The following is a 14,844-nucleotide window of genomic DNA, read 5'->3' as shown; positions in this document are numbered from 1 at the left end:
GGTCAGGCAAGACGCATGACCCAGGCATCGGTTTTACTATCGTAATGCTCACGGTAAAGGACAGAATGTTCGCCATCAAGTATTGCCGGGACGCTGGTGTCTGCATCCCATGCATCGAGCTGCATGCACAAATCCGGGTCGGATTTGCAGGGAATACTTAACGTTCGATCGCCTTGCGCTTCGCCGCGCAGTTCTGCGTCGTCGATCTCAAAAGCGCCAATACGCACGCTGGTTTTCGTCATAGTGCTCTCCGGGTCGGTTGTCAAAATCTGGTATGACCAGTACGGCCACCCATTTTTGATCGTAGACAAGGAGAGCAAAATCGCCAGTAAAAAAATGCGCTTTTTTCAGGCCGTGCGATCGTTACCGGTAAACAGTCGTCCATCCCGGACCAGCTCGCGCGGATAGCTGTTTTTCAGTCGTGAACCGACTTTTTTTGCCAGCCCGAGCGGGTATCCCTGATACGTCACGATCACTTCATCGCCTGATGGCGTGCTGTCAGGATAGACATCGCGACCACGGTACCACTCTTCGGCTTCCTGATGCGTCAGGGCAAAGGCATTCTCATGCCCGGCAAGGGCGATGACGGCCTCATGCTGCCAGCGATAGCCTTTATTATGCACTTCCGCCAGGCGGATCCCGATTCGGGAAAAACGGACCTTTCCGATGAGCGGTTCGATCTCAGCCGGGAACAGCCATACCTCTTTATCACGCATCCAGAGGTGCAGGCTCTCATCCCAGACCAGGCCAATTTTTTCGGCGGCGGCGACAAGCTGTGCTGCATCGCGACCTTTGAGGGGGGCAAACGGGAAGTTGCCGACCTTGAATTTGGGGGTGGGCAGGGGAGCAACCGCCTGCGTTTTACGCAGACGTGCCACAAAGAAGCCTTCGCAGTCGTAAATCTGCGGGAATACGTGGAGGAAACCCTCCGGCGTAATCGCCTCCTGTGCCGAGGCGAACAGATCGTTAAGCGGCAGGAATTCGACCGCATCCGGGTATTGCGCTTTCAGCCACAGGCAGACGTCTTCGTTTTCATCGCGGTTTAAGGTGCACGTTGAATAGACCAGCGTGCCGCCTGGGCGAAGGGCATGGAATGCGCTCTCGATCAGCTCCCGCTGCGTGGCGGCGATCTCAATGTTGCTTTCCACGGACCAGTTCTTTAACGCATCGGGATCTTTACGCACCACCCCTTCGCCGGAGCAGGGGGCGTCCAGCAGAATGGCGTCGAAGGCTTCCGGCAGGGCAGCGCCAAACACGCGGCCGTCGAAGTGCGTCAGGGCAACGTTATGAATACCGCAGCGGCTGATGTTGGCATGCAATACCTTCACGCGGCTGGCGGAAAACTCGTTGGCGAGGATCGCGCCCCGGTTACCCATACGGGCGGCAATCTGCGTGGTTTTTGAGCCAGGCGCCGCGGCCACATCCATTACGCGTTCAGGCGAATTGCCATCGGCGAACAGGGCTGCCACCGGCAGCATCGAGCTGGCTTCCTGGATATAGAACAGGCCGCTCAGATGTTCAGCGGTGCTTCCCAGCGGCACGGCGTCTTCGTCATCGCGCTCGATCCAGAACCCCTCAGCGCACCACGGTACCGGCGTAAGCAGCCAGCTGTAGGGCGCGACCAGCGCCAGAAAATCCTCGACGCTGATTTTCAGCGTGTTGACGCGAATACTGCGGCGTAACGGACGCTGGCAGGCGGCGATAAAATCGTCTAACGACAGGTGAGAAGGAAGCGCCTCGCGCATCTGCGCCAGGAATTGTTCAGGAAGAAATACGGAGTTTTGAGCCACGGGCACACCACAGGGAAAAGTTCAGGTGCGCAGTGTAACATAAAGGCTCCGGTGCGTTGACACCGGAGCCTTGCAGATTAACGCGGCAGGGCGGTTCCCCATTCGCGCCACTCTTTCGGTTCGCTTTCGAGCAGCAGGAAATGTTTACCCGGCTGCGCTTTCGGCGCCAGCGGCGTCCCCGGCGGTGTGGCAAACGCAATACCACCGCGAATGAACTGGTTGAAGGTCCCGGTTTTCACCACGCCTCCCGTCAGGCCGAAGTCCAGCGAGTAGCCGGATGCCAGCCAGAACACCGAGTTATTACGCACCAGGTGCTGGTAGCGTTCGCTGATGCGTAGCGCCACCATCACGCGGTCGGAGAGCGTCCCGAGCGTCAGGCCCGTGACCGTACCGACCTCAATGCCGCGGAACAGGACCGGCGTGCCGATGCTCAGCGAGCCGGCTTCCGGCACTTCCACCACGATGCTCAGGCCACCAAGGTAGCGCGAGTCGGTGATCGTGGCTTCCTGCAGCTCGAAATCACGACGGGCATTGCCCTGGCTGGGCTCAACGTTGATGTACGGCTGCAAAATGGTGTCAAGATGCTCAACGCCTGCGGCCGAGATCTGCGGTGTCACCACCGAGAAGCGCGAACCCGCGCGCGCAAAGGTCTGCACATATTCCGGGTAGAGCACGGCGGTAGCTTGCACCTCGTTGCGTGAGGTGATCAGCGTCAGCTTCTGGATCTGCCCGATATCAATGCCCAGGTAGCGGATGGGCATGCCTTCCGCCAGCTTACCGGCATCAAACGCGTGCAGGGTAATTTGCCCGCCCACGGCGCGTGCGGCGGTCTCGGACGGGAAGAGAATTCGCTTATCGCCTTTACGCAGGTTCGCGCCCGCTCCGCTGAGGTTATCGAAGCTAATCGCCCCGCGTAGCGCGCGTGACAGCGGATAGGCCTGTACGGTCAGTCCGTTACCGTTCAGCTGCACTTTCGCGCCACCTTCGGCCCAGAAGACGCTGTTCGGCGTCAGCAGCTTACGGTACTCCGGCTTGATGTGCAGTTCGATATCAAAGGCGTCGGCACGCGGGCGAACGGTGATCACTTCCCCGACTTCAAACTTGCGATACAGCACCACGGAGCCCGCCTGAACGTCCGGCAGGGTCTCGGCGCTTAATGTCAGCGTGGTGGTAGGCAGATCGCTCAGGCTGTTTTCAATCGCTTTCTCCAGGTTGGCATACAGCGGGTAGCTCTCGCGCACGGGGCCTTTATTCCCCGGCAAAATGCGGATGCCGCCATTCACCCATTCGCTGGCGCTGGCGCCGAGAAACTCCACGCCATCCAGACCTACCTTCACGTCGACGCGACTGTTCACCACGAATTTACTGTCGCCATGTACCAGGTCTCTGTATTGCGGGTCGATGGCAACGGAGAATTGCACCCCATCCGCGGAGAGCTTGCGCTCCAGCACCTGTCCCACCTGCACGCCGTGTAAAATCAACGGCTGACCGGCTTCAATCCCATAGCTTTCTGGCGCATTGAGCGTAACCGTCACGACGCCCGGCTTTTGCAGCAGGGCTTTATCCGCCGGGGCAATCACGAAGCTATTGCTGGGCTGACCTTCCCCGGGGATCAGCTCAAAGGTATTGCCGGTCAGCAGCGTGCTGAGGCTGGCATCGTTAAGAGAGAGCTTTGGACTGCGCATTTCGATGCGTGTTTTCTCACGCAGGAGATCGACCACGCTCGGATCGACCGTCATTTCGCCGGTGACCGATCCGCCCGGGTTGAGCGTCATTTTGGTGAGCTGGCCGACCTGCAGACCCTGATACATCAGCGGCGTTGAACCCGCTTTTAGTCCTTTAGCATCGGGAAGGGCGAGTTTGACGATCACGCCGCGCTGGCTGTGCGCCAGATCGGCGTATAATCCGAACGTGTCATCAGCGGTGGCAGGGCTTGAGTTTTCCGGGGAGTCAAAGGCGATGGCGCCGTTCACCAGTGCGGCCAGACTCTCCAGCTTCACTTTTGCACCGCTCAGGCTGAGGTCAGCATCCACGCCGGACACGTTCCAGAAGCGGCTGCCCTTTTTCACCAGATTGGTGAAGCGGCGCTCGATCAGCACATCAATCGTGACGCCCTGTTTATTCGGGTTAATCGCGTAGTCATACACGCGGCCAACCGGGATCTTACGAAAATAGACCAGGGAGCCGCTGTTCAGGGAACCGAGGTCCGGCGCCTGGAGATGAATCATCAAATCGCCGTTATTGAGGCGGTATTTGGGCTGCGTATCCAGAGCAACAAAGTGATCCTGCGGCTCACCTTTGCCGGGCATCATGCCGATATAGTTACCGCCGACGAGCGCATCCAGACCGGAAACACCGGCCAGAGAGGCTTTTGGCGTCACCAGCCAGAACTGCGTTTCGCTGCGCAGGGCATCCTGCATGTCAGATTTAATGCTGACCCGCACCTGAATCTTGTTCAGCCCTTTTCCAAGGGAGATATCCTGAACCGTACCCACTTCAACCCCCTGGAAGCGAACGGGGGTTCGCCCGGCGACGATGCCGTCGGCGGTCTGGAAATCAATGGTGACGGTACTGCCGCGATCCTCATAGCTTGTCCAGATAAGCCAGCCTGCAATCATCAGGGCGATGACGGGCAGCAACCAGAATGGCGAAATGCGGCGTTTTGTTTTAATTCTCGCTTCAGTCGGCGAAGCGGGGGTTTCCTGACTCATGTGCATCCCAAAGTAAGCGGCTATCCAGCCATTCCACAGCAAGAATAGTCAATATCACCGCAGAGCCGAAATAAAAAGCCGCGGGTCCCATTGTAAAAGCAAGTAACTGATCGCGATTGATGAGCGACATCATCAGCGAAATCACGAACAGATCTAACATTGACCAGCGGCCAATCCAGGTGACGAATCGCAGAAGCAAAATGCGGGTCCGTAAACCTTGTTCACACTTTAAATGAATGCTGATGAGCAGGGTAATCATCACCACCACTTTGGTAAAGGGAACCAGGATACTGGCAATAAAGACGATTGCCGCCACCCCGACATTGCTGTGCGCAAGGGAGATAATCCCGGAGAGGATAGTATCCTCCTGACGTCCACCATTCACGTAAATGATGGAAATCGGCAGCATATTGGCGGGGATCAGAAACACCAGGGAGGCGATCAGCGCCGCCCAGCATTTTTGCAGGCTGTTATTGCGCCGCAGTCTCAACGGAATGTGGCACCGCGGGCAGCGTCCGCGCGTGTCGGGTAACCCGGTATAGTGGCAACCCAGACAGACGCGCAGATTTTCATCGGGACGCGTGGCGGGGCGCTGAGGGTAGAATCGCTCCCAGAGCTGCTCAACGTTCAGGTGGATCAGCGTCAGGATGCTCAGCAATACCAGACAGATGAAGGCAAAGAGTCCGACGCCGGGCTGCAAAAAGGCGTAGTCCTGCACCTTTATTGACGCAACCCCCACGCCTACCAGATAAATATCCAGCATCACCCACTCTTTGAGCTTGTCCAGCATCAGCAGCACCGGGCGAAGGTTCATGCCAAGAATGTTGCCAAACCAGAGATAGGCAATGGCGGCAACCAGCACCAGGGGTGCGCCGACGGTGCAGAACAGCACCATCGCGGCGGTGATGGGATCGCCCTGACGGGTCATCTGCCAGATACCCTGCAGCACGTTGGCGTCAATGCGCACGCCGAGCAGGTAGAGTTTTAGCAGCGGCTCACTCCAGGCGAAGGGCATCAGCAGCAGCATGGTAACGGCCATGGCGGCGAGGCGGGTCAACGACCAGTCGCGGCCATCGCGAATTTTGGCGTCACAGCGGGGACAGAAGGCACTTTGGTGCGATTTCATCTTCGGCAACATAAAAAGCGTATCGCACTGGGGGCAACGCTGATAATGTGCACGAGGCAAAGCTTCGCTTACCGTATGGACAGTTATCTTTCTCGTCGGCGTAATTTTGGTTGTTTTTAAGGCCATCAGCTGCGCACAAATAAGTATTGTTGAAAGTTATAATAACTCATGAACGGATTCATCTTGAGCATGAGCGCATTTAATGCTTATTTTAATAGGCTATGCGGTAATTTTGTAAGACAACTAAGTGATTGAATAATGAACAAAACAGAATTCTACGCGGATCTGAACCGCGATTTTAAGGCATTGATGGCGGGTGAGACCAGCTTCTTAGCCACTCTGGCAAATACTAGCGCATTGCTGTTTGAACGTCTCTCTGACGTGAACTGGGCGGGCTTTTACCTTCTGGAAGGTGAAACGCTGGTGCTCGGTCCGTTCCAGGGCAAACTAGCCTGCGTGCGTATTCCGGTAGGGCGTGGCGTATGCGGCACGGCGGTGGCCGAGAATCAGGTCCAGCGTGTGGAAGACGTTCATGCGTTTGACGGACACATTGCCTGTGATGCCGCCAGTAATTCTGAAATCGTTCTGCCGCTGGTGGTCAAAAATCAGATTATTGGCGTTCTGGACATCGACAGTACGGTCTTCAGTCGCTTTACAACCGAGGACGAACAGGGGCTGCGCGAGCTGGTGGCGAATCTGGAAAACGTACTCGCAGCAACCGATTATCAAAAATTCTTTGCGAGCGTCGCAGGATAATCAACGGATAACGTAGCATTTACTGATAGCGTCATTATAATGACGCCTGTTCATGCCTGCGCTTGTTGGCAACGTCCGTTGTAATCAGGAAATTTCATGGAAAATCAACCTAAGTTGAATAGCAGTAAAGAAGTTATCGCATTTCTGGCCGAGCGTTTCCCGCAGTGCTTCAGCGCGGAAGGCGAAGCTCGTCCCCTGAAAGTCGGTATTTTTCAGGATCTGGTGGCGCGTGTTGAAGGGGAAATGAACCTCAGCAAAACTCAGCTGCGTTCCGCCTTACGTCTTTATACTTCGAGCTGGCGTTACCTGTACGGTATCAAACCTGGCGCGACCCGCGTGGATCTCGACGGCAACCCTTGCGGTGAGCTGGACGAGCAGCACGTTGAGCACGCGCGCAAGCAGCTGGAAGAAGCCAAAGCACGCGTTCAGGCACAACGTGCAGAACAGCAAGCGAAAAAACGCGAAGCCGCCGCGGCAAACGGCCAGGAAGAAGCGCCTCGTCGTGAGCGTAAACCACGCCCTGCGCCGCGTCGTCACGATAATAACGATCGCAAACCGCGTGCAGACAAACCAGCAGCAAAAGCCCCGCGTGCGCCTCGTGAAGAGCCGCGCCATACGCCGGTTTCTGACATCAACGCCCTGAGCGTGGGTCAGGCACTGAAGGTAAAAGCGGGTAACAATGCTATGGACGCCACCGTACTGGAAATCACCAAAGATGGCGTTCGTGTACAGCTGACTTCTGGTATGTCAATGATTGTACGCGCAGAACACTTGTTGTTCTGAAACGGAGGCCAAGCCTGGCATGAACACTTTTTTTAAGCTCACCGCGCTGGCGGGCCTGTTTGCTATAACAGGTCACGCCTTTGCAGTGGACGATATCACGCGTGTTGATCAAATTCCGGTACTCAAGGAAGAGACGCAGCACGCGACGGTGAGCGAGCGCGTGACCTCACGTTTCACCCGTTCGCACTATCGTCAGTTCGATCTCGATCAGGCCTTTTCGGCCAAAATCTTTGACCGCTATCTGAACTTGCTGGATTACAGCCATAACGTTTTGCTCGCCAGCGATGTCGAGCAGTTCGCTAAGCGGAAATCCGAGGTGGGTGACGAGTTGCGTTCAGGCAAGCTGGATCTCTTCTACGATCTCTACAACCTGTCGCAAAAGCGCCGCTTCGAACGCTATCAGTACGCGCTGAAAGTGCTGGAACGTCCGATGGACTTCACCGGCAACGACACCTTCAATCTGGACCGCAGCAAAGCGCCCTGGCCAAAAGATGAAGCCGAGCTGAATGCGCTGTGGGACGGCAAAGTGAAATACGACGAGCTGAGCCTTAAGCTCACCGGCAAAGACGAAAAAGAGATCCGTGACACGCTGACGCGTCGTTACAAATTTGCCATTCGTCGCCTGGCACAGACCAACAGTGAGGATGTTTTCTCACTGGCCATGACGGCCTTTGCGCACGAAATCGATCCGCACACCAACTATCTCTCACCTCGCAACACCGAGCAGTTTAATACCGAAATGAGCCTGTCTCTGGAAGGTATCGGCGCGGTGCTGCAGATGGACGATGATTATACGGTGATCAATTCGATGGTCGCGGGTGGCCCGGCATCCAAAAGCAAAGCCATTAGCGTAGGCGATCGCATTGTGGGTGTGGGACAAACCGGCCAGAACATGGTCGATGTGATCGGCTGGCGTCTTGATGACGTGGTTGCGCTGATCAAAGGTCCGAAGGGCAGCAAGGTTCGTCTGGAAATTCTGCCAGCCGGAAAAGGCACCAAAACCCGTATCGTTACCCTGACCCGTGAGCGTATCCGTCTGGAAGATCGCGCGGTGAAAATGTCGGTGAAAACCGTGGGTAAAGAGAAGGTGGGCGTCCTGGATATTCCTGGCTTCTACGTCGGGTTGACTGACGATGTGAAAGTTCAGCTGCAGAAACTTGAAAAGCAGAACGTCAGCAGCATCATCATCGACCTGCGCAGTAACGGCGGCGGGGCGCTGACGGAAGCGGTTTCACTCTCTGGCCTGTTCATCCCATCTGGCCCGGTGGTGCAGGTGCGCGATAACAACGGTAAAGTGCGCGAAGATGCGGACAATGACGGTGTGGTCTACTACAAAGGCCCGCTGGTGGTTCTGGTTGACCGCTTCAGTGCATCTGCATCTGAGATCTTCGCCGCTGCCATGCAGGACTACGGCCGCGCGCTGATCGTCGGTGAGCCAACCTTCGGTAAAGGCACCGTTCAGCAGTACCGCTCTCTGAATCGGATTTACGATCAAATGCTGCGTCCGGAATGGCCTGCACTGGGCTCGGTTCAGTACACCATTCAGAAATTCTACCGCGTAAACGGCGGCAGTACGCAGCGTAAGGGTGTCACGCCGGACATCATCATGCCGACAGGCACCCAGGAGACGGAAACTGGCGAGAAGTTTGAAGATAACGCGTTGCCGTGGGACAGCATCAATGCCGCGACCTACGTGAAAGCGGGTGATATGACGCAATTTGGCCCTGAGCTGCTGAAGGCGCATAACGACCGCATCGCGAAAGATCCGGAGTTCCAGTACATCCTGAAGGATATTGCCCGATTCAATGCCCTGAAAGATAAGCGGAATATCGTTTCTCTGAACTACGCTCAGCGTGAAAAAGAGAACAACGAAGACGATGCAACCCGCCTGGCGCGTATCAACGATCGCTTCAAGCGTGAAGGTAAACCTCTGCTCAAGAAACTGGACGATCTGCCAAAAGATTACCAGGAGCCGGATCCGTATCTCGACGAGACGGTGCATATCGCGCTCGACCTGGCGAATCAGGAAAAAGAGAAACCTGCCGTACAGCCCGCTCCGGCAAAATAACCTCCCAACAGGCACAAGACATTGTGCCTGTTTCTTTTTGTTCTTCATCCTTCCGTCAGCCAGATTTTCAATTGTGTAAAGTTGTGTCTTTCTGGTGACTTACGCCCGCCGGATGCTTGAAAATAGCCGCAATACCCATACGATGTGGGTAATCGCATAGTGCGTTTTGTTAAACTGAGGTAAAAAGAAAATTATGATGCGAATCGCGCTCTTCCTGCTCACCAACCTGGCGGTGATGGTGGTTTTCGGGCTCGTGCTAAGCCTGACAGGAATTCAGTCGAGCAGCGTTCAGGGTCTGTTGATTATGGCGCTGCTGTTTGGTTTTGGTGGCTCGTTCATCTCCCTGCTGATGTCGAAGTGGATGGCATTGAAATCGGTAGGGGGTGAGGTTATTGAACAGCCGCGTAACGATATGGAACAGTGGCTGATGAATACGGTGGCTCAGCAGTCCCGTCAGGCCGGGATCGCCATGCCGCAGGTGGCCATTTACCATGCTCCGGACATCAACGCGTTCGCCACGGGTGCCCGCCGCGATGCGTCACTGGTCGCTGTTAGCACCGGACTGCTGCAGAACATGAGCCGTGACGAAGCCGAAGCGGTTATCGCCCACGAAATCAGCCATATCGCAAACGGTGATATGGTGACCATGACCCTCATTCAGGGCGTGGTAAACACCTTCGTGATCTTTATCTCCCGTATTCTGGCGCAGATTGCCGCTGGCTTCATGGGCGGCAACCGTGACGAAGGCGAAGAGAGCAACGGCAACCCGCTGATCTATTTTGCCGTGTCGATGGTGCTGGAACTGGTATTCGGTATTCTGGCGAGCATCATCACGATGTGGTTCTCCCGCCACCGTGAATTCCACGCGGATGCCGGTTCTGCGAAGCTGGTTGGTCGCGAGAAGATGATTGCCGCGCTGCAGCGTCTGAAAACCTCCTACGAGCCGCAGGAAGCGAACAGCATGATGGCCTTCTGCATTAACGGTAAATCCAAATCGCTGAGCGAGCTGTTTATGTCTCACCCGCCGCTGGATAAACGTATTGAAGCGCTGCGCAGTGGGGAATACCTGAAGTAACGCAACAAAACACAATAAGCCGGGCAGGAGAACACTCCGCCCGGCTTTTTTTATGCCTGAACCCTGGGCTGGGTCACCCGCAGGCCGCTGACGATAGCCGCGAGGGTGGCAAGTACACCGGCGGTGAGGAGGGCAACATGGTTGCCGTTCTGGCCTGCGAGGTTAAACATCAGGGCTACCAGCGCCGCACCGATGCTTTGCCCAAGGAGACGCGCGGTTCCCAACATGCCGCTGGCCCCTCCGCTGCGATGTCGCGGCGCTGAGGTGATAATGGTGTGGTTATTGGGGGACTGGAACAGCCCAAACCCCGCGCCGCAGAGGATCATGCGCCAGATAATGTCCAGATCGGAAGGCGACGAGGGCAGCAATGCCAGTGCGAAAAGGCCTGTCGCCATCACCGCCAGCCCCAGCGCCCCGAGTAAACCGGCATGAACGCGTTCAATTAAGTAACCTGCCAGCGGGGCCATCACCATGGTCGCCAGCGGCCAGGGGGTGAGCAGCAGTCCGGTCTCCACTTCTGACCGGCCTACCACGCTCTGCAGAAAGAAGGGCAGAGAAACCAGAGCCAGCATCTGGGCGCAAAACGAGCAGACGGACGTGCAAATGGAGAGTGAAAAGAGAGGAATACGCAGCAGATCAACGGGCAGCAAAGGCGCGGGGAGGGTGAGCTGGCGGCGAACAAAGAAGAAGCCGATCGCCAGCAGGGCGATGAGCTCAGCGCCGGTAAGCATCAGCGATTGTCCCTGCGCAAAGCCGCTCAGCGCCGTAATCAGCAGGCCGAAGGTCAGGGCATTCATCACCGCGCTCGCCACGTCGAAGCGCGGCATGCTGCTTTTGGGGCCGTTAGCGGGAAGAAAGCGCAGGGCAAAGAAGATGGCGACGATACCCAGCGGCACGTTAATGGCGAACAGCCATTGCCATGACGCGACGGAAAGGATCGCCGCCGCAATGGTTGGCCCGGCGGCTGAAGAGACGGCCACAATAAACGAGTTTATACCCATCCCGCGCCCCAGATGGCGCTGGGGATAAATCAAGCGGATCAGCGCCGTGTTTACGCTCATCAACGCCGCGCCGCCAAAACCCTGGGCGATGCGCGCCAGCGTCAGGGTATGCAGTGAATCTGAAAGGGCGCAGAACAGGGAGGTAAACGTGAAAACCACCAGGCCACACTGATACACCCGGCGGTAACCGAACATATCGCCCAGGAAAGAGAACGAGAGCAGTGAAACCACAATCGCAATCTGGTAGGCGTTAACAATCCAAATCGAACTGGCGGGTGAGGCATGCAGGTCGCTGGCGATGGTTGGCAGGGCAACGTTCGCAATCGCGCCGTCAAGGACGGCCATGGAGATACCGATAATGATGGTCGCTATTGCGCCATACCGCTGGGGTAATGGCAGGCCATCGGAAAGATTCTTGTCCATCAGGAGTAAAAAGCTCAGCGTGAAATTATTCTCAGGGTAACTATTTTAGCATTGTTACAGCCGCGATATGTCGCAGATTTGTAACGAAGTAAACGCGGATTGATTGCAGCTGACATGACGGGAACTTATAATAAAAACCAGTTCTGATTTTTATAAAACACTCGCTATGAGGTGGTAAATGGCTATTGCGGATTTGGATAAACAACCAGATTCTGTTTCTTCCGTGCTGAAGGTGTTTGGCATCTTACAGGCGCTTGGAGAAGAGCGTGAAATAGGTATTACAGAGCTGTCACAGCGCGTGATGATGTCAAAAAGCACCGTTTATCGCTTTTTGCAAACCATGAAGTCATTGGGTTACGTTGCGCAGGAAGGCGAATCTGAAAAATATTCTCTGACGCTGAAGCTGTTTGAATTAGGTGCGCGTGCGCTACAAAATGTTGACCTGATCCGCAGCGCGGACATTCAGATGCGTGAAATCTCTCGCCTGACCAAAGAGACCATTCATCTCGGTGCGCTGGATGAAGACAGCATCGTTTACATCCATAAAATCGACTCCATGTACAATCTGCGCATGTATTCGCGCATTGGGCGCCGCAACCCGCTCTACAGTACCGCGATTGGTAAGGTTCTGCTGGCGTGGCGCGATCGCGAGGAAGTGGAGCAGATCCTCGAAGGCGTGGAATACAAGCGCAGCACGGAACGAACCATTACCAGTACGGAAGCGCTGCTGACGGTGCTCGACCGCGTGCGCGAGCAAGGATATGGCGAAGATAACGAAGAGCAGGAAGAGGGGCTGCGCTGTATCGGCGTCCCGGTATTTGACCGCTTTGGGGTGGTGATTGCGGGCTTAAGCATCTCTTTCCCAACCTTACGCTTCTCCGAAGAGCGTCTGCATGAGTATGTGACTATTCTGCACACTGCCGCACGTAAAATTTCTGAACAGATGGGCTATCACGACTACCCGTTTTAATCCCTGCTGAAATGAAAAAACGCCGCATCTGATGCGGCGTTTTTTATGCCTCATGAACCTGGCTGATTAGCCGTTATCAATCACGACGGATGTTTTACGCAGTACAGGACATTGGGTTAAGCCAATGATCCCGCTGTCAGTATGCAGATACTGGGCGGTGCTCATTCCTTGTGCGGTTAGGTATTTACACTGAATGCCTAACCCTGCTGCGTTTTCGGTGCTCCCCACAAGCACACCATAGCCCGTTAACAGGAGGCCAATCCAGACAAGGGCCAGTGCAATAATTGTTCGAATGATGAATCGCATTATTACCTCTTTTATCGTTGTTATCGTAATGCTAGCGTAACGTGTTTACGCAATGAAACAAGTGCAGCATTCTTAAAAACCGCGATGGAGGCGCAGTTAGCCCTTGTTTAAGATAAGCGTGATAATCTCGTTACATCAGGTCCTTAGACGGAGTGTGGAGTGAAAAAAATACGCTGGGTAATTCTGATTATCGTACTGATAGCGTGCGTGGTGTTATGGACGCAGACGATCAATGTGATGTGCGATCAGGATGTACAGTTTTTTAGCGGCGTTTGCGCAATCAACAAATTTATTCCGTGGTAATACACATTTTTTCTCAACGTGATTTCCTTCCTTCACGCCAGTGGTAAAATAGACGTTTTTATTGAGGTGGTGAAATGGGTGAGTTACTGAATTCAGGGCTGCTGAATATGGCATCCCTGATGATTTCTTTGGTGGTTCTGCTTGTGGGGCTGGTCATCTGGTTTTTCGTGAATCGGGCCAGTTCGCGTACAAATGAGCAGATCGAACTGCTGGAAGCGCTGCTCGATCAGCAAAAACGCCAGAATGCATTGCTACGCCGTCTTTGCGAGGCTAACGAACCGGAAGAGAAAGACGCGCCGAAAGACGCGGTCGCTGAAGATAACAAAGACGAAGACGACTTTATCCGCCTGGTGGCTGAGCGTTAATCTTTTTTGTCCTGGGAGGTGGCTGTGGTCTGGAAAAATCCCTGGTATGACCCCTCCCTGAAACATCATACCCCGAACGGTTTTCGTAATACCCTTCCTGTCGGACATCAACCCGGTGACCTTGACCGTTGGCGTAAAGCGCGCAAAGAGGCCGGTTTACCGAAGCCGCCCGCGCTGGGTTATGACGATTTCATCCGCCAGTGGTGGCAACCGGTTGAGCTTACGCAACCTCAAGAAGATGGGGTATGGTGGCTCGGACACGCGAGCGTGTTGCTGCAGCTGGACGGCAATATCATCCTTACCGATCCGGTGTTTTCTCGACGCGCTTCTCCGCTGCCTTTCCTGGGACCCCGGCGCAAAACGCCTCCCGTACTGTCTGTCGAGCAACTTCATCAGCTTGATGCGGTTGTTATCTCCCATAATCATTACGATCATCTTGATGACGCAACCATTCGCAGAATCCTCAAGCGCTTTCCCGACGTCTGTTGTTTCGTTCCGTTGGGCCTGGCCGACTGGTTTCGTCGCCGGGGAGCAAAACGCGTGGTCGAACTCGACTGGTGGCAGAGTTTCACCTGGCAGGGGATGACGCTGACCGCCGTGCCGACACAGCACTGGAGCATGCGCACGCCATGGAACCTCAATCGTTCCTTATGGTGCGGCTGGGTGATGGAAGGACGGCATCACCGTTTCTGGTTCAGCGGTGATACCGGCTATTCGCCTGAGCTGTTGTTGATTCCTGAACGCCTGGGCCAAATAGATACCGCCGCGTTGCCGATTGGTGCCTATGCCCCACGATGGTTCATGGCTGTTCATCATATGGATCCGCAATCAGCGGTGGCATTGTGGCAGCAGTTGGGTTGCCCTCTGGCGTTTCCCATTCACTGGGGCGTGTTTGAACTGGCAGATGAAGCTTTAGATGAACCTGTGCAGGAGTTAACTGACGCGCTCGATAATTTAGCACCAGTTAATCTTTCTTTCAGGATACTGAAAATTGGTGAATATTTATCCTTCTAAACGAAGCGATAAATTGTTGCATATATTCTTGATGTAAACGCGCCTGGGAATGTTTTATTTTTATCGAAACGTTTTGCTTGCCTTCTTTTGATGCAGAGTCATAAAAATTTCATTATTTTGGTGCATAACGCTGTTTATTCGCTGGTGCATTTT

General features: G+C 55.0%; 14 protein-coding genes. 8 read left to right on the top strand and 6 right to left on the bottom strand.

All coding sequences use genetic code 11. From position 1 onward, the window contains the following. Window positions 1-2: 2 nt before the first annotated feature. From PI91_RS16235 to yebS, 4 genes are all read right to left on the bottom strand, one after another. The gene (locus PI91_RS16235) at window positions 3-242 is read right to left on the bottom strand and encodes a YebV family protein (protein ID WP_008500472.1); all 240 of its coding nucleotides are present in this window, start codon (window positions 240-242) and stop codon (window positions 3-5) included. Window positions 243-347: 105 nt separating this feature from the next. Further along, on the bottom strand, window positions 348-1,790 hold the full coding sequence (gene rsmF / locus PI91_RS16230; protein ID WP_039266602.1) for a 16S rRNA (cytosine(1407)-C(5))-methyltransferase RsmF: 1,443 nt from the start codon (window positions 1,788-1,790) through the stop codon (window positions 348-350). A gap of 77 nt (window positions 1,791-1,867) precedes the next feature. After that, window positions 1,868-4,501 carry a PqiB family protein gene (locus PI91_RS16225; protein ID WP_039266601.1) on the bottom strand — a complete coding sequence of 878 codons (2,634 nt, stop codon included), beginning with the start codon at window positions 4,499-4,501 and terminating at the stop codon, window positions 1,868-1,870. Beyond that, a complete protein-coding gene (yebS, locus tag PI91_RS16220; protein ID WP_021240425.1) occupies window positions 4,470-5,753 on the bottom strand; it encodes a membrane integrity lipid transport subunit YebS in 1,284 nt (427 codons plus the stop codon). Before yebS ends, PI91_RS16225 begins: the two co-directional genes overlap by 32 nt. 132 nt (window positions 5,754-5,885) lie before the next feature. On the opposite strand from yebS, the gene PI91_RS16215 reads away from it, so the two are divergent. From PI91_RS16215 to htpX, 4 genes are all read left to right on the top strand, one after another. Then, the gene (locus tag PI91_RS16215) at window positions 5,886-6,383 is read left to right on the top strand and encodes a GAF domain-containing protein (protein ID WP_008500476.1); all 498 of its coding nucleotides are present in this window, start codon (window positions 5,886-5,888) and stop codon (window positions 6,381-6,383) included. 96 nt (window positions 6,384-6,479) lie between these two features. Beyond that, window positions 6,480-7,166 carry an RNA chaperone ProQ gene (gene proQ, locus PI91_RS16210; protein WP_014884292.1) on the top strand — a complete coding sequence of 229 codons (687 nt, stop codon included), beginning with the start codon at window positions 6,480-6,482 and terminating at the stop codon, window positions 7,164-7,166. A gap of 19 nt (window positions 7,167-7,185) precedes the next feature. Then, entirely contained in the window at window positions 7,186-9,234 is a 2,049-nt protein-coding gene (prc, locus tag PI91_RS16205; RefSeq protein WP_008500478.1) for a carboxy terminal-processing peptidase, read from the top strand. Between the two features lie 193 nt (window positions 9,235-9,427). Next, window positions 9,428-10,309, top strand: coding sequence for a protease HtpX (gene htpX / locus PI91_RS16200; RefSeq protein WP_014884290.1), 882 nt, complete (start codon window positions 9,428-9,430; stop codon window positions 10,307-10,309). A gap of 50 nt (window positions 10,310-10,359) precedes the next feature. Here htpX and PI91_RS16195 read toward each other — a convergent pair whose 3' ends face one another. After that, window positions 10,360-11,733 carry an MFS transporter gene (locus PI91_RS16195; RefSeq protein ID WP_039266600.1) on the bottom strand — a complete coding sequence of 458 codons (1,374 nt, stop codon included), beginning with the start codon at window positions 11,731-11,733 and terminating at the stop codon, window positions 10,360-10,362. A gap of 178 nt (window positions 11,734-11,911) precedes the next feature. Between PI91_RS16195 and kdgR the strand changes: the two genes are divergently transcribed. Then, window positions 11,912-12,703 (top strand): DNA-binding transcriptional regulator KdgR, encoded by a 792-nt coding sequence (kdgR, locus tag PI91_RS16190; RefSeq protein WP_008500482.1) that lies wholly within the window; start codon window positions 11,912-11,914, stop codon window positions 12,701-12,703. Between the two features lie 66 nt (window positions 12,704-12,769). Here kdgR and PI91_RS16185 read toward each other — a convergent pair whose 3' ends face one another. Beyond that, entirely contained in the window at window positions 12,770-13,009 is a 240-nt protein-coding gene (locus PI91_RS16185; RefSeq protein ID WP_008500483.1) for a YobH family protein, read from the bottom strand. A 159-nt stretch (window positions 13,010-13,168) separates the two neighbouring features. Here PI91_RS16185 and mgrB point away from each other — a divergent pair, with 159 nt between their 5' ends. From mgrB to PI91_RS16170, 3 genes are all read left to right on the top strand, one after another. Beyond that, complete coding sequence (gene mgrB / locus PI91_RS16180) at window positions 13,169-13,312, top strand: PhoP/PhoQ regulator MgrB (RefSeq protein WP_006175995.1); 144 nt, start codon at window positions 13,169-13,171, stop codon at window positions 13,310-13,312. Between the two features lie 74 nt (window positions 13,313-13,386). Beyond that, entirely contained in the window at window positions 13,387-13,677 is a 291-nt protein-coding gene (locus PI91_RS16175; protein WP_008500484.1) for a YebO family protein, read from the top strand. Window positions 13,678-13,701: 24 nt separating this feature from the next. Beyond that, entirely contained in the window at window positions 13,702-14,691 is a 990-nt protein-coding gene (locus tag PI91_RS16170; protein ID WP_084635635.1) for an MBL fold metallo-hydrolase, read from the top strand. Window positions 14,692-14,844 lie beyond the last annotated feature (153 nt).

This window comes from Enterobacter sp. FB (assembly GCF_000805795.1).
GTDB classification, from domain to species: Bacteria; Pseudomonadota; Gammaproteobacteria; order Enterobacterales; family Enterobacteriaceae; genus Enterobacter; species Enterobacter roggenkampii.
The sequence above is the reverse complement of the archived record's forward strand: the minus strand, read 5'-3'. Positions and strand labels throughout refer to the sequence as shown.

Bases quoted from the DNA above. Each gene is read 5' to 3' on its own strand.
- PI91_RS16195 (WP_039266600.1), bottom strand. From the start codon at position 11,733: ATGGACAAGAATCTTTCCGATGGCCTGCCATTACCCCAGCGGTATGGC.
- PI91_RS16175 (WP_008500484.1), top strand. From the start codon at position 13,387: ATGGGTGAGTTACTGAATTCAGGGCTGCTGAATATGGCATCCCTGATG.
- PI91_RS16215 (WP_008500476.1), top strand. From the start codon at position 5,886: ATGAACAAAACAGAATTCTACGCGGATCTGAACCGCGATTTTAAGGCA.
- PI91_RS16235 (WP_008500472.1), bottom strand. From the start codon at position 242: ATGACGAAAACCAGCGTGCGTATTGGCGCTTTTGAGATCGACGACGCA.
- kdgR (WP_008500482.1), top strand. From the start codon at position 11,912: ATGGCTATTGCGGATTTGGATAAACAACCAGATTCTGTTTCTTCCGTG.
- PI91_RS16185 (WP_008500483.1), bottom strand. From the start codon at position 13,009: ATGCGATTCATCATTCGAACAATTATTGCACTGGCCCTTGTCTGGATT.
- PI91_RS16225 (WP_039266601.1), bottom strand. From the start codon at position 4,501: ATGAGTCAGGAAACCCCCGCTTCGCCGACTGAAGCGAGAATTAAAACA.
- prc (WP_008500478.1), top strand. From the start codon at position 7,186: ATGAACACTTTTTTTAAGCTCACCGCGCTGGCGGGCCTGTTTGCTATA.
- yebS (WP_021240425.1), bottom strand. From the start codon at position 5,753: ATGGCCTTAAAAACAACCAAAATTACGCCGACGAGAAAGATAACTGTC.
- proQ (WP_014884292.1), top strand. From the start codon at position 6,480: ATGGAAAATCAACCTAAGTTGAATAGCAGTAAAGAAGTTATCGCATTT.
- htpX (WP_014884290.1), top strand. From the start codon at position 9,428: ATGATGCGAATCGCGCTCTTCCTGCTCACCAACCTGGCGGTGATGGTG.